The following is a 23,990-nucleotide window of genomic DNA, read 5'->3' on the forward strand; positions in this document are numbered from 1 at the left end:
CTGAATTTTCCATTGAAGCCGAGCCAATTTGATGTAGTATGGATTTAGGATTGTTAATTTGATGTTATTACAAGAAGAGGGTTAAAAATTATCGCTGGGCTTATTTAATTGACAATTTATCCCTACGCACAAATGGAGGCGCCATGGAATCAGACGACAAAAAATTGTTTGTATTGGATACCAATGTGTTATTGCATGAACCTTTAGCTATCTATTCGTTTAAGGAGCATGATGTCGTAGTCCCCATGACAGTTCTGGAAGAGCTGGATCAGATAAAAGATAGAAAGCGAGACGTTAGCCGCGACGCCAGAGTCGCGATTCGAGCCTTAGAAGATATTCTTGGCGGCGAAACCACCCCTGAGCAGATAGTTAAGGGGGTTGAACTACCCAAACGTGAAGGACATGGCGATGCGGTCGGCCATCTGTCCATCTTCCCCGACCATCAACTGGAATTTACCCAAGCGTCACTGCCCGGTGACAATAACGATAATCGCATCATCAATACCGCACTGCATCTACAGAATCTGCACTACCCCAAGAAAGTCGTTCTGGTTACCAAAGACATTAATATGCGCCTCAAGGCCAAGGGTGCTGGCATCAGTTTTGTCGAAGATTACCGTACCGATCAGCTTATTGACGATATTCGCTTTCTAGCCAAAGGCTTCCATCAATTTGAAGGGGATTTTTGGGCACGCAAAGAACATGTCCAAACCGACGGACAGGGACGCCATACAGTGCACAAGGTGCCACTTGCTGAGGTCGGTGATGAAAACTTCTATATTAATCAATACCTCATAGATCAGGACTCCAACTTCTGCGGCCGGGTGCTGAGTAATGACTCCCAGGAACTGGAGATCTTAGACCTCGGCCGCGAGCGACTGCTGCACTTGGATGCCTGGGGGATTAAACCTAAGAATATCTATCAAGGGATGGCGCTGCAGGCACTGTTGGACCCGGATATCGATCTGGTGATCCTCACAGGCCCAGCCGGTTGTGGTAAGACCCTGCTGGCGATGGCGGCGGCGCTTGAGATGGTGGTGGAGCGCGGCCTGTATGACAAGGTGATCGTCACACGTAATACCCCGGAAATTGCCGAGTCTATCGGTTTCCTGCCCGGCACAGAGGAGGAGAAGATGGCGCCCTGGCTGGCGGCGATCACTGATACCTTAGAGGTGCTGCATAAGCATGATGTGAATCCATCAGGCAGCATGAACTACATAATGGACAAGGCCAATATCCAGTTTAAGTCGATTAACTTTATGCGCGGGCGTTCCATTCAGAACTCTGTGGTACTGCTCGATGAATGTCAGAACCTGACGGCATCGCAGATCAAGACAATGATCACCCGAATGGGTGAGGGGACTAAACTTATCTGCAGCGGTAACTTGGCGCAGATAGACTCCAACTACTTAACCGCTGTGACCTCGGGATTAACCTATATAGTGGAGCGATTTAAGAACTTCGATGGCAGCGCCAACATCTACCTTAATGGCGTGGTGCGCTCGCGTCTGGCGGAGTTTGCCGAAGAGAATCTCTAACGCAAGCCTAGCCGTTTAAGGCCAAAAGACCCTGCCAGTCAGGGTCTTTTTCCTGCAGACTAGATATAAGTCATTTTTCCTTTTACTTAAGTCTATTATGCTAAGTATTCCAAAGCCCTAGCTTCCTGCTACTATAGCACCTTGCGCAGCCACACTTTGTCGGTGGTTGCTGTGTATTCTCAAAGGTAATGAATGAAAGCGACAGAGCCAGACTTACAGTTAAAGTCACCTATTCAAAAGAACTATAACCGCGCCGTATTTTACACTTACTTAGGCGTGATCATTATGGCCCTGTTAACGGCATGGGTCTTCTTTGAACGTCAAAAAGCCCAGATGATCACCCAGCGCGAAGAGCTGGTTGAGCGCCATGTATTGCAGATTGACCTGCTGCTCGAATCCAGTATCCGTGCGGTAAAGAGCCTGCGTAATGTCGCTGTGGATCACTTAAAGCTGGGCGAGCTGGTGCGTGCCGACCGCCTGCCTCAGTATGAGAAATTCAACGAAAGCGGCCAGTTCTTCACCCTAGAACCTAACTACGCCACCAGTGGTAAACCCTTTACCAATATGGGACGGATCACAGGTGCGGGATCGCTCAACGGTCGCAGCGAGAAGTTCTATCAGGAACTGGAGATGCTGTTCGAGCTGTCGCTCTCGTTTCCAGTGGCCACAGAAGCGGCGCCCAAGGCTTCCTCTATCTACTACATCTCTAAACATAAGATGATGTCCTACTATCCCTGGCCATCGGATGAGCAGCGTTTTCGCGAAGAGCTGCTTAACAAGAACCAGTTCCAGTTAGCGACACCTGCGATGAACCCCCAGCGCAGCGTATTTTGGAGCCCGGCCTATGCCGAGCCCACAGGCAAGGGGCTGCTGACCACCTTAGGTGTGCCCATCTATCTGGAAGATGAGTTTATCGGCTCCATCAACCTGGATATGACCCTGGCCTCGCTGGCTAAGCAAATTCGCCTCTATTTTAAGATGCCGGGCACAGTTATTCTGCTGGATCAGCAGAATAACATTCTGTCCCACAGCGATATCGATACCGCCGACATCAACCGTGTCTATCACATTAGCCAGAAGATCCCCTCTGAGCTGCATTCTGTGTCAGAGTCTGAGCTGTTCGATGCCCACGAAGGGATAATGCGTAACGGTTACTATATCCATTCGGTGGCACTGAAAAATGCTCCCTGGCGTCTGCTCTATCTGCAAAACGAGAATGAGCTGTTTAAAGACTCCTGGGAGAAGCTTGAGCTGACCTTCCTGCTGGTGGTGATCGCCCTGTCTGTGCTGGTGACCATAGTACACTGGCAGACTCGCCGCTCCTTTGTGAGCCCGGCCTCGCGCCTGCTGACTCACCTCGAAGGCTGCTCACAGGAGCCCCGTAAGCCGCCACAAAAGATCACCAAGGGTTGGGAGCCTTGGTTCCAGCTGGTGAGCCGTATTTTCGAAGAGAACCAGCAATACACCCGCCATCTGGCCGAGCAGAATCGCCGTCTGGATAAGCTGGTGGCACGGCGCACCGAACGCTTAAAAGAGACCACAGAGCGGCGCGAGCGCGAATACGCCTTGCTGCGCTCCCTGCTGGACTCTATCCCCGAGGCCATTGTATTTAAGGATAAAGAGGGCAAGTACCTGGGCTGTAACAAGTCTGCCGAGCGCATGCTGGGATTCACCGAGAGTGAGATCATAGGTCAGGACTCCATCTCCATGACCCCCAATGAGCAGTCGGTACGCATTCGTGCCGAGGATGAGCGGGTGCTCAATGAACGTAAGCCGCTGCGTTATCAGGAGAAAGTGGAGCTTGCGGGCAAGCCCGTGCTGTTAGATACCCTAAAGATCCCCTTCTATAACCGCCGCGGCGAACTCTTAGGCCTGATCGCCGTCTGGCGTGATGTCACTAGGGAATATGAATCCGCCGAGCAGCTGCGTCTGTCGGAGGAGCGTTATCACTTAGCTATGGATGCGGTGGAAGATGGCTTGTGGGACTGGTATTTAGACTCGGAGCAGATCATCTGTAACCCGGCTTACTACTCTATGCTGGGCTATAAGACCAATGAGTTCCCGGCGTTAGTGTCGGCGATTGACGATCTGACTCATCCCGATGACAGAATTCGGGTCGAAGAGTACCGTGAGCAGTATCTGGCCGATCCCGTCGGCGCCTATGAGATTGAGTTTCGTATGCTGGGTAAGAGCGGCATGTACCACTGGGTGCTTAGCCGTGGCCGTGTGGTGGAGTTCACCGCCGACAAGCAGCCTAAGCGTATGGTGGGAACCCATAAGGACATTACCAAGCAGAAGAGCAACGAAGTGGCGCTGCTGGAAGCCAAGCAAGATGCGGAATCGGCCAACCTCTATAAGAGTGAATTCCTGGCTAACATGAGTCATGAGATCCGCACCCCAATGAACGCCATTATCGGCATGCTGGAGTTGGCGCGGCGCACCTCGTTAACGCCGCAGCAGATGGATTATCTGGAAAAGGCGGGCTTCTCGGCTCAGTCTCTGCTGCGCATCATCAATGATATTCTCGACTTCTCTAAGATTGAGGCCGGTAAGCTGGAACTGGAGCGTGTCTCCTTCCCGCTGGATAAGGTGCTGGATCATGCGCTCGATCTCAACGCCCTCAAGGCACAGGAGAAAGGGGTCGAGCTTCTGCTGTATGCTCCTGTGACCGCGGGTCTTATCCTCGAAGGCGATCCGCTGCGTCTGGGTCAGGTGTTGATTAACCTGCTGAGCAATGCGGTGAAATTTACCCAAAGCGGTGAGATTGAGCTGGGCTGTGAAGATGTGGGCGGGCGCGATCATCGCATTACTCTCAAGTTCTGGGTGCGTGATACCGGCATAGGCATCAGCAAGGAGCAGCAGGAAACCCTGTTCGATGCCTTCGCTCAGGCCGATGGTTCTACCACACGTAAATATGGCGGCACTGGCCTAGGGCTCTCTATCAGTAAGCACCTAGTTTCCATGATGGGCGGCACAATGCAGGTGGAGAGTGAGCTGGGCGTCGGCAGTACTTTCAGCTTTACCATCAGTTTTGAGATCGCCGAAGAGGCCGAGGTGAAGCCCCTGGTCGTGCCCGAAGTCTTAGGCAACCTTAAGACACTCGTGGTGGATGATAACCCGACGGCGCTGCAGATCTATTCCAGCACTATGCGTGACTTCCATTTCGATGTAGAGAGTGCCTCGAGTGGCGCCGAAGGCTTATACAAGCTGGCGCGTCGCCCTGTGGATCTGCTGCTGCTGGACTGGATGATGCCAGAGATGGATGGGGTCGAGGTGATCCGTGAGATAGATGCCATGGTGGCCGATGGTCGTCTGGAAAAACGCCCGGTGATCATCATGATGACAGCCTATGCCTCCGAGCCTTTAAAAGAGGATTTAGGCGATCTGAACATCTATGCCATGTTACAGAAACCCTTTAAGGCCTCGTCGCTGTTTAATGAGATCATCGCCGCCTTTATCGATAAGCCCGAGCTGAATCCGACCCTGGAACTGCCCAATAAAGAGGGCACCAGTGAGGCATCTGGCTGCATATTGCTGGCGGAAGATAACTTTATCAACCAGCAGGTAGCGACCGAACTGCTCAAGAGTGCCGGTTACGAAGTCGATGTGGCCGAGAATGGCCAGATTGCCATAGATATGGTGGAGAAGAAAAAGTACGATGCGATCCTGATGGACATTCAGATGCCAGTGATGGATGGTCTGAGTGCCACTAAGGAACTGCGTAAGCGATACTCGCAGACTGAGCTGCCCATTATCGCCATGACGGCCCATGCCATGTCCGGCGACAGGGAGAAGAGTCTGGCGGTGGGTATGAACGCCCATATCACTAAGCCAATCGTACTCGACGAACTTTTCAGCACCCTGAGCCACTGGATTAACAGGCAAGACTAATCGATTGACTTAGCCTTAGGCCTAGCGCCAGTAGCAATACCAGACGGGAGCTTAGGCTCCCTTCTTTTTTTGCTGGCATTTACCTTGTTCGCACAGGGAGCAGATTAGCACTTGAGGCTTGATAAATACCTGTTAAGCTAGTTCAGCGCTAAATTTCAAAAACTATCCCTAATAGAATCAAAGACGACTTTTGGCAGTACAAGCATGACTATTTGCCAAGGACAAGGAGCCATCATGAGACCCTCTTCATTCGCATTGGCCGTCGCACTTGCGATCCTCCCCGCCGCCAATGCCCTTGCCGCCAACGCCCTCACCGCCAACGATAAGAATGCCAACAATGACAGCGCGGCGCTGATCAAGAGCGGTCAAGCCGCCCAGGGATTTTTCAATCTTTTCTATCAGCAGGACTCGGGTGAACTCTATCTCGAAGCCAAGCGACTCAATCAGCCCTTTCTGCTGCTGACCAGTCTGCCTCATGGGGTTGGCTCAAACGATATCGGCCTGGATCGCGGCCAACTGGGTGTAACCCGTTTGGTGCAGTTTGAGCGCCACGGCCCCTACCTTATCTTAAAACAGCTCAATACCGGCTATCGCGCTCAGACGGATAATGCCGCCGAGCAGCGCGCCGTCAAGGAAGCCTTTGCCGAGTCTGTGCTGTGGCGCGGCAAGCTGGTCGAAGGCAAGCGTTTGCTGGTGGCTATCAACGATCTGGTGATTAATGATCTGCACGGTATCACAGAGGCGCTGGAGCGAACCAAGCAGGGACATTATCGCCTCGACACGGCCCATTCGCTGATCTTGCCTAAGTGGGTCAAATCCTTCGAGCGCAACAGCGATGTGGATGTGCTGCTGACCTTTAATAGCAGCAAGGCGGGCGCTCAGGTGGCAGAGGTCACCCCGGAGGGCAAGCAGCTGTCGGTGCGGATGCGTTACTCTTTTATCCAGCTGCCAGACAACAAGTATCAGCCCCGCGCCTATCATCCCAACAGCGGTTACCTTTCCGATGATTATCTCGATTACGGTACTGGCATAGATGAGGATATAGTTAAGCGCCATCTGCTGCGTCACCGGCTGGAGAAAGTCACACCCGGCGATGGGCCGTCCAAGGTGAAGCAGCCTATCGTCTATTATCTGGATCCCGGCGTGCCTGAGCCTATTCGCAGTGCCTTGCTCGATGGGGCGAGCTGGTGGGAGCAAGCCTTTACCGACGCCGGTTTTATCGATGGCTTCAAGGTGAAGTTACTGCCTCAGGATGCCGATCCCCAGGATATTCGTTATAACGTGATCCAGTGGGTTCACAGGGCGACCCGCGGCTGGTCCTATGGCAGCGCCATTGCCGATCCGCGCACGGGGGAGATAATCAAAGGCCATGTGACCTTAGGCAGCCAGAGGGTAAGGCAGGATCATCTGATCGCCCGCGGCCTCACCGCCGGTTGGGCCGACAGGCAAGAGGCGAAAGATGCTGCCACGGCGCTCTCCTTGGCACGTATTCGTCAGCTCGCCGCCCATGAGGTGGGTCATACTCTGGGGCTGGATCATAACTTTGCCGCCTCCAGCAATAACAATGCCTCAGTGATGGACTACCCCCATCCGCAGATCAGCTTGAAAGGCAGCCATATCGATATCTCGGCTCCCTATGGTGTGGGTGTCGGCCCCTGGGATAAATTCACCATCGCCTATGGCTATGGTCAGTTCAGCAAAGAGAGTCAGGCCGCGCATCTAGCCACCCTGATGCGAGATGTAGAGCATGCCGGGCTGCGTTATATCGGCGAGGCCGATTCGCGCAGGGCTGATGCCAGCAACGCCTACGCCAGTTTGTGGGACAACGGCCCCGATCCCGTGGCCGAGCTGGACAGGCTAAGCACAGTGCGGCTACAGGCGATCGATCAGTTCTCCGCCTCTGCGCTGCTCGATGATCAGCCCTATGGCGAGCTGCGCGATGCTTTCGTCCCCATCTATCTGCTGACGCGTTATCAGATCACCGCCGCAGCGAAATTTATCGGCGGCACAGATTACAGCTATTCAGGCAATGATCTGGGCAAAGAGTGGCACTTTATCGCCCCTGAGCTGCAGAAAAATGCCCTGTCCAGTCTGGTGGCGACTCTAAAAGCGCAAGACTTAACGATCCCGGTCAATCTGGTCAATGCCCTGGTGCCAAAATCGGGTAACTACAGCTCGACCAGAGAGAGTTTCGACTCAGCCACAGGGGTGATTATCGACCCTGTAGGCATGGCAGAGGTGCTTAGCCGCCATGTGTCCCAGGCGCTGCTCTCGCCTCAGCGTCTTAATCGGGTGCAGCAGGGATTTATGGCCGACAGAGAGCAACTATCTGTCGTGGAGATAGTGGATAAACTAATGGGCGCAACGCTTTATACAGAGACTCCGACTGGCTCGGAGCTCGCGGTCTGGATGCGGGTCAATGCCGTGGTGCTGGATCAGCTTCTGGCAAGTTATCACAGCCCAGACAGTTCCCCTGAAGTGAAGGCCCTGCTCGCTGAGCGACTGGATTATTCCCTGAAACAGCTGAGTCGCAAGGCCAAACGCAGCAGTGCCTTCGAGGCGGCCCATTTCGAATGGTTGCGCCTAGGCGTCGAGCGAGGATTGAAAGAGAAGGAATTTAAGCTGATAGAGAAGCCTAAGATCATGCCGCCCGGCTCGCCCATCTAACCTTTTGCACTCAGCCATGATTTGTTGAGATTAAGCCTCTGCCATGCAGGGGCTTTTTTACAGCGCTTTCTCTCTCTTTCTCTTTTTATGTAGTTTTTTGCAGGCGCTTTTCACAAGAGATTTTTATTGATATTTTTCATATACTTGCGACTTTCTGTTCTGCTGGTTTTACAATGGCACATCAGCCAATTCTGTGTGCTGATTCACATACCCACCCCCTTGGGTTAGTATCGGAGAGCTCTTTGCTCAACAAGAGTTTGCTCAACAAAGATTGTGGTCAAGAAGATTGGAGTTCATTTATGAATCTATTAACCAGCGCGACCCTCGTTATTTCTGTTGTACTCGTCTCAGCCCCCGCTTTAGCTGAGAGGCCGGATTTTTCAAAAACCCGAGCCGCTCAATCGGATTATCGCTTCAGCGATAATCAACCTGCACAATATAACTTCCAGATGCAGCGTACCACTCGTCATGATTTTTCTAAGACGACGGCGGCCAATAGCCAGTACAATTTTAGCGATAACGATGCCGTCTCAAGCGGCGAAACCAGGCTCGATTCGAGCCAACATGACTTTTCTAAAACCGATGCGGCGCGTGGCGCCAGCTAAAAATAAAAGAGAGAGTCATTGAAAGAGGGCGCCTGTGGTGCCCTTTTTTTCTTATTTTTCTTGGTCCGCTTGCCTGCCGATACGATAAGCATCGAGTATGCCGACCACCCAGGCGGCGATAAAGGCCAAGGTGGCCAGGTTGATCCAAAGGGTATCGCTGCCAGGGGGAGTTTGAGTGATCTGCTGATAGATGAGGGTGAAATCCAGCGGGATCTCGCCAGCGAGGATGCGATCGGATATCGCCTGTGCCCGCTCGACAGCTTTAAAGAGCAGATAGACCAGCCCTGACAGGCTGATGCCCGAGAGCAGGGTGCCCATGTTGGGACGCTTTAAATAGAAGTGGCCACTGCCAGGACAGACAAAGGCTGAGAGCAGGGCGGCGATAACGGCTTTGTTCATGGGACTCCCTTGGCCTCGACGGCATGGCTAATTCGACGGTATGGCTAATAAGAAGGAACAGTTAATTGGAAACTTATCTTAAAGTGAGTCTGGAGAACAGCCACAAGAGGCTGAATGAAACACAATTAATCTGAGGTGATGATTAAGCCCAGGGTTTCAAGCAGCTGACTCTGCTGCCAATGACTGATGATCACGCCATCGAGGGCGACCGTCCTGGGATCTAGCTCACTTAGCTCCACTCGGGTGAGATCTGCGCCTCTGAGATCGAAACAACCCCACTGCTCGGGCGAGAATTCGCCGCCGCTGAGGTTTGCGCCGCGAAGGGATGCACCGCGTAAATCCGCTCCGCTCCAACGGTTGTCTGTTAGCTCACACTCTTCGAGCAGCAGGCCGCCTAGGTTGGCGTAACTTAGATTGCTCTCTTTTATCGCACCGCTGCAAAAATAGTGCTTCTGTGAGATGTAGTTGCTGAAACTGGCGCGCTGAAAATCGCTGCCTTTGAGGTTACAGGCGTGAAACTCTGCGCCGAAGCAGCGGCTACCGGTGAACTGACTCAGGCTTAAGTTGCATGCCTTGAACTGGCAGTTGGTGAGTGTGGCATAGCTAAAATCGCAGCCGCTAAGCTCTTCACGTCCAGGCTCGTCACGTCCAGGCTCGCCTGTTTGTAAAAACTGGCAGCGTTCAAACAGGCTGTCGGTGAGTTCGCATCGGCTGAAATTACAGCGGTAAAAGTGACAATCACTAAAGTGGTGATCCTGCAGATCTTCGCCGCTGAAATCATGGTCTACATAATACTCGCTTGTGATGCTAATCATTTACGGATCCGCTGGGCGTGCAGTGCGGCGCGTTTGCCTTCGCTAATGCGGCTGGCCAGAAAATAACAGGCGATCCCCATCAGGGTGTTCGTCACGGGCAGCGCCAGCAGTAGCCCCTTAACGCCGCCGATATAGGATCCAAGGGCAGCCAGCGGCAGCAGGATAAGAAATAGACGGCAGATATTGAGCACCAAGGAACTCATGGGTCTGTGATAGGCGTTCAGTGACGTCGCCATGATGATCACTATCCCCAGCGGGCCATAAGCCGCAGGCAGGGCGATGATATAGAAACTCAGCCACTCGATCACCTGGGGATCGTCGCTGAACAGCCGGGCGATGGTCGGGGCGAGAAACAGCAGCGGCAGATAGAGCAAGGTCTGAAATACCAGCACAAAACGCAGCGACAACATCAGCGCCCTGTGGGCACGCTCAGTCTGACCCGCCCCCAGGTTCTGGGCGATAAAGGGAACTAGGCTAGAACCTAAGGCCATCACTACAATCAAGAGTACAGATTCTAAACGCGTGCCCGCACCAAAGGCGGCGACGGCGCCGTGATCGATACGCGCCAGCATGGCCATCATGGCCGCATTGGCCAGAGGGTTAAGCAGATTCATCAGGGCCGCAGGCTGAGCGATATGAGCCAGCTGTCGCCAGTTGCTGCGCATCCTGTCGACATTGAGGCCGACCAAGTGGATCAGCTTATATTTAATGATCAGCAGGTAACCTGAGAGTGACAAAGCAACCAGCCAGGAGATAAGCGAGGCGATGGCCGCGCCCTCAATTTCCAGGCGAGGGAAGGGGCCGATACCGAAGATAAGCAGGGGATCCAGCACCAGATTGATTAAGGAGGCCAGGGCCATGATCTTGGCTGGCGAGCCCGTATCTCCTGTAGCGCGCAGTCCCTGATTGCCTATCATAAGCAGCACCAAGAGCGGCGCCCCAAAATACCAGATGCTCATATAGTCGTGGATCAGCGGCAAACTGTGCTGGTTGGCACCGAGCAGACCGAAAAGCGGCGTGATAAACAGGCTGCCTATGATACAGAGCGCGCTGATCAGTGTGACTGTGAGGATAAGAGCATCGTGCAGAAAGACCTTGGCCTTTTCGCCGTTGCCGCTGCCTATGAGTCTGGCCAGATTGGTCGACACCCCAGCGCCTATGCCTATCGCCAGGCTAGAGATGATAAGAGTGACTGGAAAAGTAAAACTGATGGCCGCCAGGGATTCGGTACCCAACTGACTGATAAAAAAAGTATCGACCAGACTAAAACCGAGAACTGTCAGGATACCAACCAGGTTAGGCAGACTCATTCTTAGCAGCACTTGGCCGATAGGTTGGGTTAGGATCCCGTATCTGTTTCTCATTAACTCTGGCAGGCTTTCATTTATACAAGAGGGCAATTCTATCAGGATTGACCTAGCTTTAATAAACCCGAGTTAAAATTTTAAAATTTTTTTTGTAAAGCCCTTGAATCTGACCTCGATGACCCCATATAGCAAACATCGACGACATAAGCTCATTGTCGTAATAATTCGATAATCCGCCAACTTGATGTTGGGCAAAAATCTTTAGGAGAGTTCATAGATGAATATTCGTCCATTACATGACCGCGTCATCGTTAAGCGTTCTGAAGTTGAATCAAAATCTGCCGGTGGCATTGTGCTGACAGGTAGCGCCGCAGAACAGTCAAGTCGTGGTGAAGTCCTTGCAGTAGGCAATGGCCGAATTCTTGAAAACGGCACGGTTCAGCCTCTCGACGTAAAAGTAGGTGACATAGTGATCTTCAACGAAGGTTACGGCACGAAGAAAGAGAAGATCGACGGCCAAGAGGTGTTGATCCTGTCTGAAGCCGATCTGATGGCTGTAGTGGAATAATCCACTGAGTTAATTTTCCAGCTAACCCTATTTTTTTAAAAGGATACAGAAGATGGCAGCTAAAGAAGTTCTTTTTGGTAATGACGCACGCGTAAAAATGCTAGCGGGCGTAAATATCTTAGCTAACGCAGTAAAAGTAACCCTAGGCCCTAAAGGCCGTAACGTCGTATTAGACAAAAGTTTTGGTGCGCCGCTGATCACTAAAGACGGTGTGTCAGTCGCAAAAGAGATCGAGCTTGAAGACAAGTTCGAAAACATGGGCGCGCAGATGGTGAAAGAAGTTGCTTCTAAAGCCAACGACGCTGCTGGTGACGGTACCACTACTGCAACAGTTCTGGCTCAGGCTATCGTAACCGAAGGTCTAAAAGCCGTTGCTGCGGGCATGAACCCAATGGATCTTAAGCGCGGTATCGACAAGGCCGTTGTGGCCGCCGTTGCCGAGCTTAAAGCTCTCTCACAAGAGTGTGCCGACACTAAGGCGATCGCCCAGGTAGGTACTATCTCTGCAAACTCTGACGAGTCAATCGGTGAAATCATAGCTACCGCCATGGAGCGCGTCGGTAAAGAAGGCGTGATCACAGTTGAAGAAGGTCAGGCGCTGGAAAACGAACTGGACGTAGTTGAAGGTATGCAGTTCGACCGTGGTTACCTGTCTCCTTACTTCATCAACAAGCCAGAAACTGGCAGTGTTGAACTGGACAGCCCATATATCCTCTTGGTTGACAAGAAGATCTCTAACATCCGCGAACTGCTGCCTATCCTAGAAGGCCTGGCAAAAACCGGTAAGCCTCTGCTGCTGATAGCCGAAGATGTTGAAGGCGAAGCCTTAGCAACATTAGTTGTGAACAACATGCGCGGTATCGTGAAAGTGGCTGCGGTTAAGGCGCCAGGTTTCGGTGACCGTCGTAAGGCTATGCTGCAGGATATCGCTATCCTGACCGGTGGTACTGTAATTGCCGAAGAGATAGGTCTTGAGCTTGAAAAAGCGACCTTAGAAGACTTAGGTACAGCTAAGCGCGTAGTTATCACTAAAGATGACACTACCATCATCGACGGTAACGGCGAGCAAGAGCAGATCTCTGCCCGTGTAGCTCAGATTAAAGTACAGGCCGAAGAATCGACCTCTGACTACGACAAAGAGAAACTGCAAGAGCGCATGGCGAAACTGGCCGGCGGTGTTGCCGTGATCAAAGTCGGTGCAGCGACCGAAGTCGAGATGAAAGAGAAGAAAGCCCGCGTAGAAGATGCCCTGCACGCGACCCGCGCCGCCGTTGAAGAAGGTGTGGTTGCTGGTGGTGGTGTCGCTCTGGTTCGCGTTGCTAGTAAGATTAGCGAAGTTGAAGTGGCTAACGAAGACCAGAAGCACGGTGTGACTATCGCACTGCGCGCCATGGAAGCGCCGCTACGTCAAATCGCAACCAACGCAGGTGAAGAAGCCTCTGTAGTTGCCAACAACGTGAAGAACGGCTCTGGTAACTACGGTTACAACGCAGGTAACGACACCTACGGCGACATGCTAGAGATGGGTATCCTTGACCCAACTAAAGTGACCCGTAGTGCGCTACAGTTCGCCTCTTCTATCGCTGGTTTGATGATCACCACAGAAGCTATGGTGGGTGAACTGCCACAAGACTCTGCGCCAGATATGGGCGGTATGGGTGGCGGCATGGGCGGTATGGGCGGAATGGGCATGATGTAAATCTAACCCGCCGCAGATTGATCAAGGCGGTTGCCTTGGTCTCTTTGATACCACAACTAAACCCAGCTTCAGTTGGGTTTAGTTTTATATACCAAGGACAAGGCCCACGTATCGACGCGGGCCTTTTCCATTTCAGAGGTTTCTGCAGGGGGAGTGGTTTGGGATTGGTATGACTGCCGGGCTTTTCGGGAACCACTTCTATGAATGGTAGCCGCTTGCAGCGGCCTAAAGTCGCGGCCTTCCAGCCCGCCTCCGGGCAAGGGGCTTTGCTTGTCCAAAGCCCCTTGCATCCCAAAGGACACCCGCAACGAAGCGGACGACTCCTTGGGCATTAGGTGTCCTTTTGCTATCGCGTCAGACGCTCATCCCTGATTCGACTGACGCTGTCTCGGCTCCATGCCTCGGCCACGCAACAGACACCTATGCCCTACGGCCGCTTCGAGCGGGATTGGTGCAATCCTCGGTAGTAAGTGTTGTGGATGTCCTGACTTTCTTAGTTTCGCCTATTTCAACTTGAACACTACACTCTAAATACCTAATATTTTGATATTAAACAGTTTATTAAGCTATAGAAAACGTAAGTGATAACCGCAGAAGGGCCACCAACCTTTGATGCTTTACTCCAATCCATAGAAAACTCGAAAGTGTTTATAATGAGAATGTCGGGACATCCAAAACTCAATACGCTTAGCCGTTTGATGGGCGCTTCAGTACAGCTTCTTCAAGTCTTTCCGGTTGTGGATTGCGGTGCTCCAGCCAGTCGAAGCTGAATACTCTCATCTGGTCTTTGGCATATTCGGTGGCTTGTGCGCCCGTAAAACCGCTGCCTGGAAGCCCTGATTCTTGCTGAACCACCAAAATGGTTAATGGTGGCAGGCCGTGAACTAGGCAATACGACTGTATGGGCTCTAGTAGTTGACCTAAGCCCGCAGCTGGTACGCCTGTCAGCTTAGATAGGATTCCATATGTCAATGATTGACGGTTGCTTGCGGCAAGAGCCAAAACAGCCCATATCTGACTTGCACGTTCTGAACGGGTCATATCAAATCCTTATTAAATTTGAGCAAGGTAATTATCAGTTGCCTTAACCAGGGTTCTAAAGAAGAACAGGCATTTATCGAGGTCCGTACGTTTGACAATGTGTGTCGTTTGTTTATCTGTTTGTGCTCTATGTACCGCATCACCACGTTTGCGTATCCATTGGTTCAGCATGGTGCTAACTTCTTTCGGTGTTGAGTAGTTGTTGAAAACCCAGCTAGAAGTAACATCTACCCCAAAGAATTCAAAGAATAGGTGTTTGGTTTTTTGTGAGTCTGGATTATGGAACATTTTGAGTTTTTCCGAGAACTGTCGCTCCATGAAAGTACCGATCTGACACCCTTTGATAGAGCTGAATTTATTGTTAAACAGCTCTACAGCAATATCTTCAACATAGGTTTCCCATGCTGTGAGTACCAGAATTAGTGATGCTCTTTTTAATGCTTCAGGTGGGGGGATAGTCTTATCCACATCGATGTTTAAGTCGTCATAGCATTTGAGCAGTGCCTCTGCATCGCTTAACGCTCGTTCAAAGGTTTTTATGGATTCTGACATGGTCTATTTCTCAGGGAGTTTATTATTCATTACTTATGGTTGTAGGGTTGTGGTTTATTGCGTTTGGAGAAAGTAAGGGCATCCAGAATTGCTGATTACTCAGCAAAAAACTGAAAGGAGAATTCGTAACGCATGAGAGTTAGCGAAGGGATTACTTTCGCAGCAGCGTGTGCTTTCTTGTCAAAGTCAGAGGCTATAAGAATACCTCTTACATCATCGCGTTCCTCTTCATCCATAATACTTCCCATGTAACTCAGTATTTGTGCGACGGCTCGCTGACCAGCGATACCTGTCTTCAGTTCTATGACGACTGGAGTTTTTTCAGCATCTTCGGCTGTTATATCGATGAAACCTGTTTCCACAGAACGCTCTTTGCCACCATCGGTTATTCGTAAGCCAAGTTCTACTTGCTCAATATTGTGGCGAATGGCGGCCTGCATATCTTTTTCAAGCCCTATGGTTTGAGGAGGTTCATTGTCGAAAGTCGTTTCATGTATTTCCTCGTTTACTGAGTCAAAATCTATAGAGTCTTCGTTATCTTCTAGGAATCGCTTGTAGCGTCTCACAGCATCTCTGTAAGAAGCTAAATTGTTGTATGCATTGCCATTGAATGGAATCTTGGTTTCGTTGGGCCTATTGCTCATGCGGTCTTGAGTGGTATAGGTTAGCGTTGCAATTAAGCTCTCAAGTCTATCTTCTTTGTAAAGGTCATCGAGATTTCCATAGTGTTCTTCGACTCTTCCAGCTCTGTGCATCTGGGCTGTTATTGTGCCACCTTGATAGTTTTGAGCCATAAGCCAATTTCTATAAAGTTCTGATTTCATAGAGCCACCAATATTCCCTATTGATTGTGAATATAGAATTTAAGGACGGGTTTCAGTCATCGCAAATTCCGCTTCGTCGCGGGTCGCGAGGGGATCGATAAGGGCAATTGCTCGTAGAGCGTTTATGAGCGCGAACCAAGGATGGGGAGGTGGCTCTTTTGCATGGACGCAATTTCTTGTCGAAACTGCCCCTTATCCCGGTGTGGTGTGGAGCACCACGACTTTAGCCAAGCGCAGCTTGGCATCAGGCATTAAAACAGCATCAGGGCTGTCATGCCTACCACAAGCGATAGCTACCGCCCGAAATTCTAAGCTATTCCAGAGCGAGACAAATCCAATTAATGCTAATAAAAACAAGGTTGAAGCTATCAGGCTACCACAGATAAAACCTTATCCAAGGTCAAAAATTGTGCAAATTTATCAAGATGCTTAGGCTGGTTAAATCATCGGGAAGGTGGTTTATAGGTGAGGTATTGAAAGCTATCCTTGCCTTATGCTTGCGCTTTAAGAGCGGCGCCATCCCTGAGATTCATTCACAACTTTGGCGAACGATTAAATTTTGTTTTAACACTAAAAACCTACCTTACAATATCGCCGCCGCGCAAGGCAATAGCTAGCAAGGTAATAACAGCAAGCCACTGGCTAATGTTTAGAGGGCAACGGTTATTGTCAGAGTAGCGTCATAGGTGATGATTGGCTTAGCAGAGTTATTTCAAAAAAGTGTAACAAGTGACACTTTGTTATCTGTAATTTAGTTTTTAGGCATTAAAGTGTATTATATTACACTTTTATGTCTATCAGTTGTATTTACTCCCTAAAAGTGTATCTTCATCCACTTTTTTTGTTGAGTTATGCGTTGAGGCTAGCTAAAGTGTAGTAAAGTACACTTTAAGATGATCTTATGAGCCGTTCGATGACCCAAGATTCATTGGGATTACTGATTAAAACTCGCAGAAAGGAAGCTGCACTGACTCAAGAGGTGGCGGCAATGTTGTGTGGCGTCACTAAAAAAACCCTGATCCGTGTTGAGAAGGGGGAAGATATCTACGTCTCTACTCTATTTAAGATACTTGATGGCCTAGGGATTAGTCTGGCTGTCGAGTCAAAGCCGGATGCTGGTTCAAGTGAGTGGTACTAGCCATGGCTGAATCCTCAACCTTTGTCTTAGATATGCTCCTTGGCGATCAGATTATTGGTGAATTGTCATTTAACTCTAGCACCGAGAATTTTGCCGTGAGCTACACCCAAGCTTGGCGGCAAAATGGCTTCCCCCTCTCACCTATGATCCCCTTTGATGGCTCTGGTACTAGTGTGCAGATTGCCATGTTTCTGGTTAATTTACTGCCTGAAAACAAGGGATTGGATTACCTCATTGAGTCGCTTGGTGTCGCAAGGGGAAATACCTTTGCGCTTATCCGTGCTATCGGTCTTGATACTGCGGGTGCTATCGTTTTTGCTGCTAAGAGGGCAACATTTGGGCCGACAAGGTTCAGGCCAATCAGTAATGATGAGATCATTCAGCGACTGGAAGACCCTGAGTTCTGGCCGATGGAGATTTGGGATGCTAAGCCCAGGTTGTCGGTGGCAGGAGTTCAGTCGAAGTTAAACCTCTTTTTTAACGGCGAAGAATTTGGTTTTGGCGAAGGTGCCTTGTCGTCGACTCATATCTTGAAGTTTGAAAAACATCCGCATCTCGTTATCAATGAGTTTTTAACTATGCGTTTGGCTAAGGCGCTATCCATGAATGTTGCCAATGTCGAGATCCGTTGTTTTGGCCGACACAAATCATTATGCGTAGAACGTTTCGATCGTCGATATGTTGTCGATGAAAACCGGGTGCAGAGGCGGCATATTATCGATAGCTGTCAAGCACTTGGATTTAGCGTAAATAAGAAATATGAACGTAACTTTGGTAGCGGCCGAGATGTCATGGATATTCGTGAAGGCGTGAGTTTACCAAGGTTGTTTGAACTTGCGAGCCAATGCATTAACCCAGCCGCGGCCAAGCTAGATATGTTGCAGTGGACCTTGTTTAATCTACTGAGTGGTAATGCCGATGCTCATGGGAAAAACTACTCGTTTTATATGACCCCTAATGGGATGAAACCCACGCCTTGGTATGATTTGGTTTGCGTCGCCTTATATGGGGACTTTGAGCAAGATTTGGCTATGGCGATTGATGATGAATTTGATCCAAATAAGATTTATGCCTATCAGTTAGCAGCTTTTAGCGAGGAGGTAGGATTATCCAGAACCTTAGTAGTTAATAGCTTAATTAAGATGGTGACTAAGATAAGACAAGAATTAGATGGTGTGATCGCCATGCTCAATGAATTGAATAGCGAAGAGCAGATCTTTGTTACTAAATATCAGTCACAATTATTGGCAAGGTGTGAACGCTACTTGGGTATCGCATCTGAAATCAAAACTATCACCTTATAATGCAAACAACCAAGAGTGTATTGGTTCACCTTTTTAATCTCCACCTCAGCTAGTTTGGCTACACTTCTGGGTCAATTGCATTTTAAGAATAAGATGAGGGAGCGGTGATGGGAAAACAGGATTCAGAAAAGACGACTAAAAAGCCTTGGATTGCGCTGGGGGTGATCGCCTCTGTGGTGGTATTGTTTACATTGCTGGTGATGATGATGCCCAAAGGCTTTAAGGCGACCCACGAGGAGATAGGCACGGGTAAGCCTGCCTTAGTGTTTGTGTATGATCCTAATCTGGCATCGAGTCATGCTCAGACTGAGCAGATGAATGAGGCACGAGATCACCTAGGAGACAATGTCCACTTTCTGCTTGCCAGACCAGGCACGCCTGAAGGCGATCACTTGATTGCTAAGTATCATGCCAATGCGGCCGAATTACTGTTGTTTGATGGTCAAGGTCAGCTGATTAAGCGTCAGTTTGCGGTGAAAGACGCCAACCAGCTGATGCGCTGGGTACGTTAACCGGTCGACTTAGAGAGAAATGATATTACCGCCATGAGTGCTTCGCATGTGCTCATGGCGTTTGTGTTTCAGCGGCCAGCAGTTTGTTGAGCAATCTGATTTGCCTTCTAATCCTTTTGGCTGATGCAGGCAGTTATGATACTGATTAAAACTCGGCATCCCAATATGAGATGCCGATAAGTATGACTTAATTGAATATGAATTTACTGAATGTCAGTAAATTCTGTTGGTATTGCCGGGCAATTTTCTGGGTTAGATGGGATAAATTTAACCCCGCCTTCACCTTCACCCACTTTCATATTATTAAAGGCATCGAGTAAGGTTTTGTAATATTCAGGGTCATATCCATTAACGCCTTGCCAAGCCTTTATTGCCCCGCTGACTAAGTCGACAGTGGAAATAGTGCCGCCACCAGGTAGCATTAATACCGCATCGCCACCGAGGTTATATTCAATGTTGAATAGGAAGGCGAGTAATTGCTGAGCCAGTTGCTCTCTGGGATCACCGCCAGCATTGGAATCGATCAGGAAGTGTGAAACCTCGGCTTTAATGGTACCCGTTCCGGCAGATATGCCGTCGGTGATCTTATCGTTATTAAAGGCTGGAGCGACGTCTGTGTTGTCAGAGAACTTACCGTCAAATGGCTCATCACCCGCACCGAAATAGCTGGTTTCGCTATTGTACGGATCTAAGGTGTTGATATAACCAGTGACAAAGCTTTCCTCTATCCTTCCCAGACCATTCTTGTTGTGCCAATAACCTTTAGTACCGAAACCGACCTCGTTATAACACAGGTTGGTAAACACAATCTCATTGATTGGTGTATCGCTATTGTTCTCATAGGTTTTACCAACAATTGGCGTTAACCTACCTTCGCTCCCACTGGCTTCAGAGCGAACATCGAAATCGATTGCCGTCGGTGAACTTGCTATCCAGCCTAGCGCACCGGCTTCTTCCACGGTATAGAAATCCGACGGATATGGAGTAAGGGTGGCGTCGCCATAGCCATTAGGCAGTAACAATTTAAAGGTGTGGGTACCGTCTGCTTTGGTCATTCGCGTCGCGATACCATTAACCAGTAAAGGCTCGCCTAAGGGCACATTGGGACTGAAGCGCGTGATGATCTCATCATAAAGGTCAGCGTTTTCTGTGGGGCTGATGGTGTCGGGTATTGGACCGCCATTGGACTGTAACAGCGTAGGCGCATATTTGATTCTAACGGGCCAATTCTCAATGCCCATTTCGCCTTCGTCGACAACACCATTGTTATTGGTGTCGAAGATTTTAGAGACCTTGATATCGGCAAAACCCACTTCACCTAAGGTGAGGGTAATTTGTGGGTCGCTACCTGTTTGCGAGGTGACACCTAGCGCTGAAGGTGTAAAGCCGGCAAACTCGTTAGCGGTTTGTGGGCCAAGGCCGTCATCGTCTACCTGATCTAAACACACCATCTTCATCAAGAAACGTTGAATATAATCACTGGCTTGGTCACCATCCCAAAGTGCAGGGTCTTCGGGGCCGAGGTTATCGCCAATAAAGGCTTGATACTGATGCACATAGCCCGAGGTGGTAATGTAGCGACTATCGAGGTTTTTATCCTCATCATTGGTCCAGTGGAAGTGGTCTAATATCCACTGCTCATCTAACATCCCCAGCGCCTCTTTCATTAAAATACTGCTAGGGTCGCCGTTAGATTCATCGACGGTAACGTCTTGGTTACGTACGCCTAAACCATCCTCAATCCCATATTCCCAGCGCCAGATAAATTTCTCACCGGGGTCGAGTCGGCAGTTGAGGTTGGCATCGTGGTAGTTACGCAGGGCGATAATACCGTATTGGGGTTTACGTTCTTTCACCTTGTAGTTATCGGTTTTAGAAAAACGAGGAATAAATCCGTGGAAGTTACCGGCTTGATAACCTTCCTGATTGACCTGTTGGGATTTTCCACCGAGCGGGTCAAAATTATTCACCGGATCATATTCATCGACTGGAGTGATCCATACCTTATAGACCCCGCCATTGTTTGGCGTGTCGTCATAGGGATAGAGCTGGATGACCATTGCATTCAGTGGTGCGCCACCATGGTCGATATCGCTATTAAAGGCATGAACATAAGTAATGCTATTACCATTGCCTGAATATTCTGTGCAGGATTGTGATGACCATTCTTTGTCTTTGTTGCTGTAGGTATAATTGCTACCGGATGCTCCGGGATAGTCGGTGATCACCCCGTTGGTAATGACAATCTCACGGCAACTGATATGGTCACTGGATAAGAGATCTTTACCACTGGGATCTGTGACCTGAAAATAGTAGTGGCCGTCGGGCAGTGCCGCAGCCGATGCGGGAGCATTTATTTTGGGCCCGCCATCTAAATAAACATCTAATTTACTTTGATACCTCACATTTTCGTTGACGATTGAACCATCTTCGGTGGTGGTGAAAATGGCACCGGATAATGCATTTGCTAGAAACGGAATGGCTGCCAGGGTGATGATACCGCTGGCCAGCAATGGCGTTACTTTAAATCTGAATGATTTACTCATCGCAGCCTCCAATTTTTGCTCGCTTAAAGCGTTAATAGCGTCGCTTATTTAGCGGTTTATCGAAGAGGTGGAGTGTGAGCTAAATAGGGAAGCGTATTAAGGCTCTCCCCATTTTGGAGCATTAACCATGCCAGCAAATTAAGACGTTGATTTATAAATACAAAATATTTTGCGAATAATTATTAGAAGTGTTCACAACCTTAAGTGAAACACTTTTACAAATAAATATATGAATTATAAAAAGATTGTTTTTTTGCACAAAGTGTCTCATTTTTGAGACACTTTTTGTGTTTGGTGAATTATTCGGGTGCTTAGGCGTACCTTACAAATTGAAATATCACAAGTCGGCAGCGGTTAAATTTCCAAATCACCGAAGTGTCCCTGATGCTTCAGCATTAAATAGTTCGGTGTATCATGGCTGTTAAACTGAATGATATTGGCCTGATCCCGCTCCAGCTGATTGATCCAGTGGTATTGCGCCTGTAAGGCCTGTTGATCTTCTTTGACCCAAGGGGCGCTCTTCATCTTCTGCTGGCGGATATTATCCATGGTCCAGCCGGTATCGACACTGTGCAGAAACTCCTGGCCGTTTTGCAGTTTGATATAGAACATCTTGGAGTCAGGAGTGTGGCCTGGCGCCTTAATGGCAACGATACCTGGGGCGATAGGGTAATAGCGGGCAAAATCGGCTTGGATAAAACGATCGACCTTTTTCTGAGTGATGGCGACGGAGGCTTTATGTGGTTGGTTTACCATCAAATCAGCGGTATCGCTTGCCAGCAAGACCTTATGGGCTATTTGGTCGAAATGGTTTGAGCGTACCACCCCTGCCACATGATCGGCATGATAGTGACTGAGGACGATTAAGTTGGCTTGTAACAGTGCCTGATTTAAGCGCTCGAACTGATCTTGATAGAAAGGGTCTGTCTTAGCACCGAAGAAGTCATGGGTGACGGCATCCATACCACTGTCGATCATAATGCTGCCGTTGGGGTAAACCAATTGATGGGCGGCGCGAGCCAGAGTCACCTTCTTATTCAGATCGCCGCCTTGCATGACTAAATCTTCATTTCTGAAGGTGTTGGCAATTTTTACTATGTTGATACGCTGCGGTAATTCACCAGGGACGGCATGCGCAAGCTTTCTGATCTGTTGCAGGTCGGGAGTGAAGTTTGGGTTCTCAGGCGAAATGCCGTTGTTGATTTCTGAGGTAAATGGTTCAGCTTGTGCTAGATGAATCAAGGGTAAGCTGGTGCCTAGTACAGTACATTCTTTTAAAAATTGACGACCTTGCATGGTTAAATCTCGGATATTGTTTTGATAGCGAGATTCTAGTGGGCCTAAGATGAAGAATGACTTGTCAGTTGATTAACAAAGCTTTAGATAGCGATTTATGTGAACTGACGTGGATTGCTGACAGGAGATACTGGTGAGCTTGTTAATTTGGAGCGAAGTGAAAGCTGTTGTATCGCTGCCAATGCGAACATTCACCTTGGCAGCGGCATCACTTATTGTTCTAGCTGCGCCTTAGCGGCCTCAACCTTGTTGTAGTCTAACCCTAGTTCTACTACCGCTTCTTTAATCAGGGCTGGGTTCTGCATTACCAGCGCCATCAGTTGTTGCAGTTTTTCTGGTGGAATACCCAGCTGTCCAATAATCCCCATGGCCATCAAGGGGTTGTCTGTGAGCGCCTGAAACAGCTCGTTAATTTTCTCGTCGCTGACGTTATGCTCTTTTAAGAGGGCAATAATTGGGTTCATTACTCTACCTTGAATTTACCTGGTGACTGTGAAGAGCAGGCATCTTACCACATCTCATGCCCAGTTTTGTTAGTCAAACAGGTTCCACAGCAATCGCAGCCCGATGATGATCATCAGGCCAAAGATGATCTGCTTAAAGCGCTGTTCATCTATCTTGTCCTGGATCTTAAGTCCGAGCCTGACCCCCAGATAGGCGATGGGTGCCAGCACTAAGGAGGCCTGCAGGTTGGTTAGATTGATCTGCCCCAGCAGGCTGTAGGGGATGAGCTTGACGGCATTCACTACGGCAAAAAACAGCACGGCGGTGGCCAGATATTCCCGCTTCAGCAGTCGTAGCGGCAGCAGGTAGCTGTTGAGTGGCGGCCCGCCTGCATGGGCGACGAAGCTAGTGAAACCGGCGAGGGTGCCACAGATGAGACCAAACAGGTGCGAGGGCGGCTTGTTAAAGCGGCCATTAGTCGCCAGGCCATAGAGACCGAAGAGCAGGGCGATCGCGCCCAAGATCCCTTTCAGATAGTCCTCATTTAATTTATCGAACAGCAGATAGCCGACCCCTATCCCCACTATGGCGGTGGGCAGCAGGATGAAGAGATGGTGATTATTCTGCTCACCCCACCAGGAGCGCACACTGAGCATGTCCATAAAGATCAGCAGCGGCAGCATCAGGGCCGCGGCCGTGGTGGGGCTGACCGCCAGCGCCAGCAGCGGCACAGTAAGCCCGCCCGCGCCGCCGGCGAAGCCCGATTTTGAGATACCTGTGATCAACACGGCGGGAATGGCGACCAGCCAGAATAGGGGATCGGTTAACACTGAATCTCCACTGT

At 49.7% G+C, this 23,990-nt stretch carries 20 protein-coding genes; 10 read left to right on the top strand and 10 right to left on the bottom strand.

Annotated features, from left to right (window positions below):
- Positions 1 to 143 precede the first annotated feature (143 nt).
- The 4 genes from LZP69_RS11820 to LZP69_RS11835 all read left to right on the top strand — a co-directional run bounded on the left by LZP69_RS11820 (position 144) and on the right by LZP69_RS11835 (position 8,701).
- On the top strand, positions 144 to 1,538 hold the full coding sequence (locus tag LZP69_RS11820) for a PhoH family protein (RefSeq protein WP_234200802.1): 1,395 nt from the start codon (positions 144 to 146) through the stop codon (positions 1,536 to 1,538).
- Positions 1,539 to 1,730: 192 nt separating this feature from the next.
- On the top strand, positions 1,731 to 5,429 hold the full coding sequence (locus LZP69_RS11825; protein WP_234200803.1) for a response regulator: 3,699 nt from the start codon (positions 1,731 to 1,733) through the stop codon (positions 5,427 to 5,429).
- 234 nt (positions 5,430 to 5,663) lie between these two features.
- Positions 5,664 to 8,096, top strand: coding sequence for a zinc-dependent metalloprotease (locus LZP69_RS11830; RefSeq protein ID WP_234200804.1), 2,433 nt, complete (start codon positions 5,664 to 5,666; stop codon positions 8,094 to 8,096).
- Between the two features lie 299 nt (positions 8,097 to 8,395).
- On the top strand, positions 8,396 to 8,701 hold the full coding sequence (locus LZP69_RS11835) for a hypothetical protein (protein WP_234200805.1): 306 nt from the start codon (positions 8,396 to 8,398) through the stop codon (positions 8,699 to 8,701).
- Between the two features lie 51 nt (positions 8,702 to 8,752).
- On the opposite strand, the gene LZP69_RS11840 is transcribed toward LZP69_RS11835, so the two are convergent.
- The 3 genes from LZP69_RS11840 to LZP69_RS11850 form a co-directional block, all read right to left on the bottom strand.
- Positions 8,753 to 9,100 carry a hypothetical protein gene (locus LZP69_RS11840; protein WP_234200806.1) on the bottom strand — a complete coding sequence of 116 codons (348 nt, stop codon included), beginning with the start codon at positions 9,098 to 9,100 and terminating at the stop codon, positions 8,753 to 8,755.
- Between the two features lie 125 nt (positions 9,101 to 9,225).
- A complete protein-coding gene (locus tag LZP69_RS11845) occupies positions 9,226 to 9,915 on the bottom strand; it encodes a Qnr family pentapeptide repeat protein (protein WP_234200807.1) in 690 nt (229 codons plus the stop codon).
- The gene (locus LZP69_RS11850; RefSeq protein WP_234200808.1) at positions 9,912 to 11,279 is read right to left on the bottom strand and encodes an MATE family efflux transporter; all 1,368 of its coding nucleotides are present in this window, start codon (positions 11,277 to 11,279) and stop codon (positions 9,912 to 9,914) included. Before LZP69_RS11850 ends, LZP69_RS11845 begins: the two co-directional genes overlap by 4 nt.
- Positions 11,280 to 11,499: 220 nt before the next feature.
- Here LZP69_RS11850 and LZP69_RS11855 point away from each other — a divergent pair, with 220 nt between their 5' ends.
- Positions 11,500 to 11,790: a co-chaperone GroES gene (locus tag LZP69_RS11855; protein WP_234200809.1), complete on the top strand. Its 291-nt coding sequence runs from the start codon at positions 11,500 to 11,502 to the stop codon at positions 11,788 to 11,790.
- Positions 11,791 to 11,842: 52 nt separating this feature from the next.
- Positions 11,843 to 13,489: a chaperonin GroEL gene (groL, locus tag LZP69_RS11860; RefSeq protein ID WP_234200810.1), complete on the top strand. Its 1,647-nt coding sequence runs from the start codon at positions 11,843 to 11,845 to the stop codon at positions 13,487 to 13,489.
- A 687-nt stretch (positions 13,490 to 14,176) separates the two neighbouring features.
- On the opposite strand, the gene LZP69_RS11865 is transcribed toward groL, so the two are convergent.
- The 3 genes from LZP69_RS11865 to LZP69_RS11875 all read right to left on the bottom strand — a co-directional run bounded on the left by LZP69_RS11865 (position 14,177) and on the right by LZP69_RS11875 (position 15,906).
- A complete protein-coding gene (locus LZP69_RS11865; protein ID WP_234200811.1) occupies positions 14,177 to 14,530 on the bottom strand; it encodes a hypothetical protein in 354 nt (117 codons plus the stop codon).
- A 12-nt stretch (positions 14,531 to 14,542) separates the two neighbouring features.
- Positions 14,543 to 15,082 carry a HEPN domain-containing protein gene (locus LZP69_RS11870; RefSeq protein ID WP_234200812.1) on the bottom strand — a complete coding sequence of 180 codons (540 nt, stop codon included), beginning with the start codon at positions 15,080 to 15,082 and terminating at the stop codon, positions 14,543 to 14,545.
- Positions 15,083 to 15,177: 95 nt separating this feature from the next.
- Positions 15,178 to 15,906 (bottom strand): endonuclease NucS domain-containing protein, encoded by a 729-nt coding sequence (locus LZP69_RS11875; RefSeq protein WP_234200813.1) that lies wholly within the window; start codon positions 15,904 to 15,906, stop codon positions 15,178 to 15,180.
- Positions 15,907 to 16,030: 124 nt separating this feature from the next.
- Between LZP69_RS11875 and LZP69_RS11880 the strand changes: the two genes are divergently transcribed.
- From LZP69_RS11880 to LZP69_RS11895, 4 genes are all read left to right on the top strand, one after another.
- Positions 16,031 to 16,339 (top strand): hypothetical protein, encoded by a 309-nt coding sequence (locus LZP69_RS11880; RefSeq protein WP_234200814.1) that lies wholly within the window; start codon positions 16,031 to 16,033, stop codon positions 16,337 to 16,339.
- A gap of 468 nt (positions 16,340 to 16,807) precedes the next feature.
- Positions 16,808 to 17,044: a helix-turn-helix domain-containing protein gene (locus tag LZP69_RS11885; protein ID WP_234200815.1), complete on the top strand. Its 237-nt coding sequence runs from the start codon at positions 16,808 to 16,810 to the stop codon at positions 17,042 to 17,044.
- 2 nt (positions 17,045 to 17,046) lie between these two features.
- The gene (locus LZP69_RS11890) at positions 17,047 to 18,348 is read left to right on the top strand and encodes a HipA domain-containing protein (protein WP_234200816.1); all 1,302 of its coding nucleotides are present in this window, start codon (positions 17,047 to 17,049) and stop codon (positions 18,346 to 18,348) included.
- Positions 18,349 to 18,455: 107 nt separating this feature from the next.
- On the top strand, positions 18,456 to 18,860 hold the full coding sequence (locus LZP69_RS11895) for a hypothetical protein (protein WP_234200817.1): 405 nt from the start codon (positions 18,456 to 18,458) through the stop codon (positions 18,858 to 18,860).
- 203 nt (positions 18,861 to 19,063) lie between these two features.
- On the opposite strand, the gene LZP69_RS11900 is transcribed toward LZP69_RS11895, so the two are convergent.
- From LZP69_RS11900 to LZP69_RS11915, 4 genes are all read right to left on the bottom strand, one after another.
- On the bottom strand, positions 19,064 to 21,406 hold the full coding sequence (locus LZP69_RS11900) for a hypothetical protein (RefSeq protein WP_234200818.1): 2,343 nt from the start codon (positions 21,404 to 21,406) through the stop codon (positions 19,064 to 19,066).
- A 354-nt stretch (positions 21,407 to 21,760) separates the two neighbouring features.
- Positions 21,761 to 22,702 (bottom strand): MBL fold metallo-hydrolase, encoded by a 942-nt coding sequence (locus tag LZP69_RS11905; RefSeq protein WP_234200819.1) that lies wholly within the window; start codon positions 22,700 to 22,702, stop codon positions 21,761 to 21,763.
- A gap of 212 nt (positions 22,703 to 22,914) precedes the next feature.
- Positions 22,915 to 23,166, bottom strand: coding sequence for a DUF2999 family protein (locus tag LZP69_RS11910; protein WP_234200820.1), 252 nt, complete (start codon positions 23,164 to 23,166; stop codon positions 22,915 to 22,917).
- Between the two features lie 69 nt (positions 23,167 to 23,235).
- Complete coding sequence (locus LZP69_RS11915; RefSeq protein ID WP_234200821.1) at positions 23,236 to 23,976, bottom strand: sulfite exporter TauE/SafE family protein; 741 nt, start codon at positions 23,974 to 23,976, stop codon at positions 23,236 to 23,238.
- Between the last annotated feature and the right edge of the window lie 14 nt (positions 23,977 to 23,990).

The organism is Shewanella sp. AS1 (assembly GCF_021412565.1).
GTDB lineage: Bacteria > Pseudomonadota > Gammaproteobacteria > Enterobacterales > Shewanellaceae > Shewanella.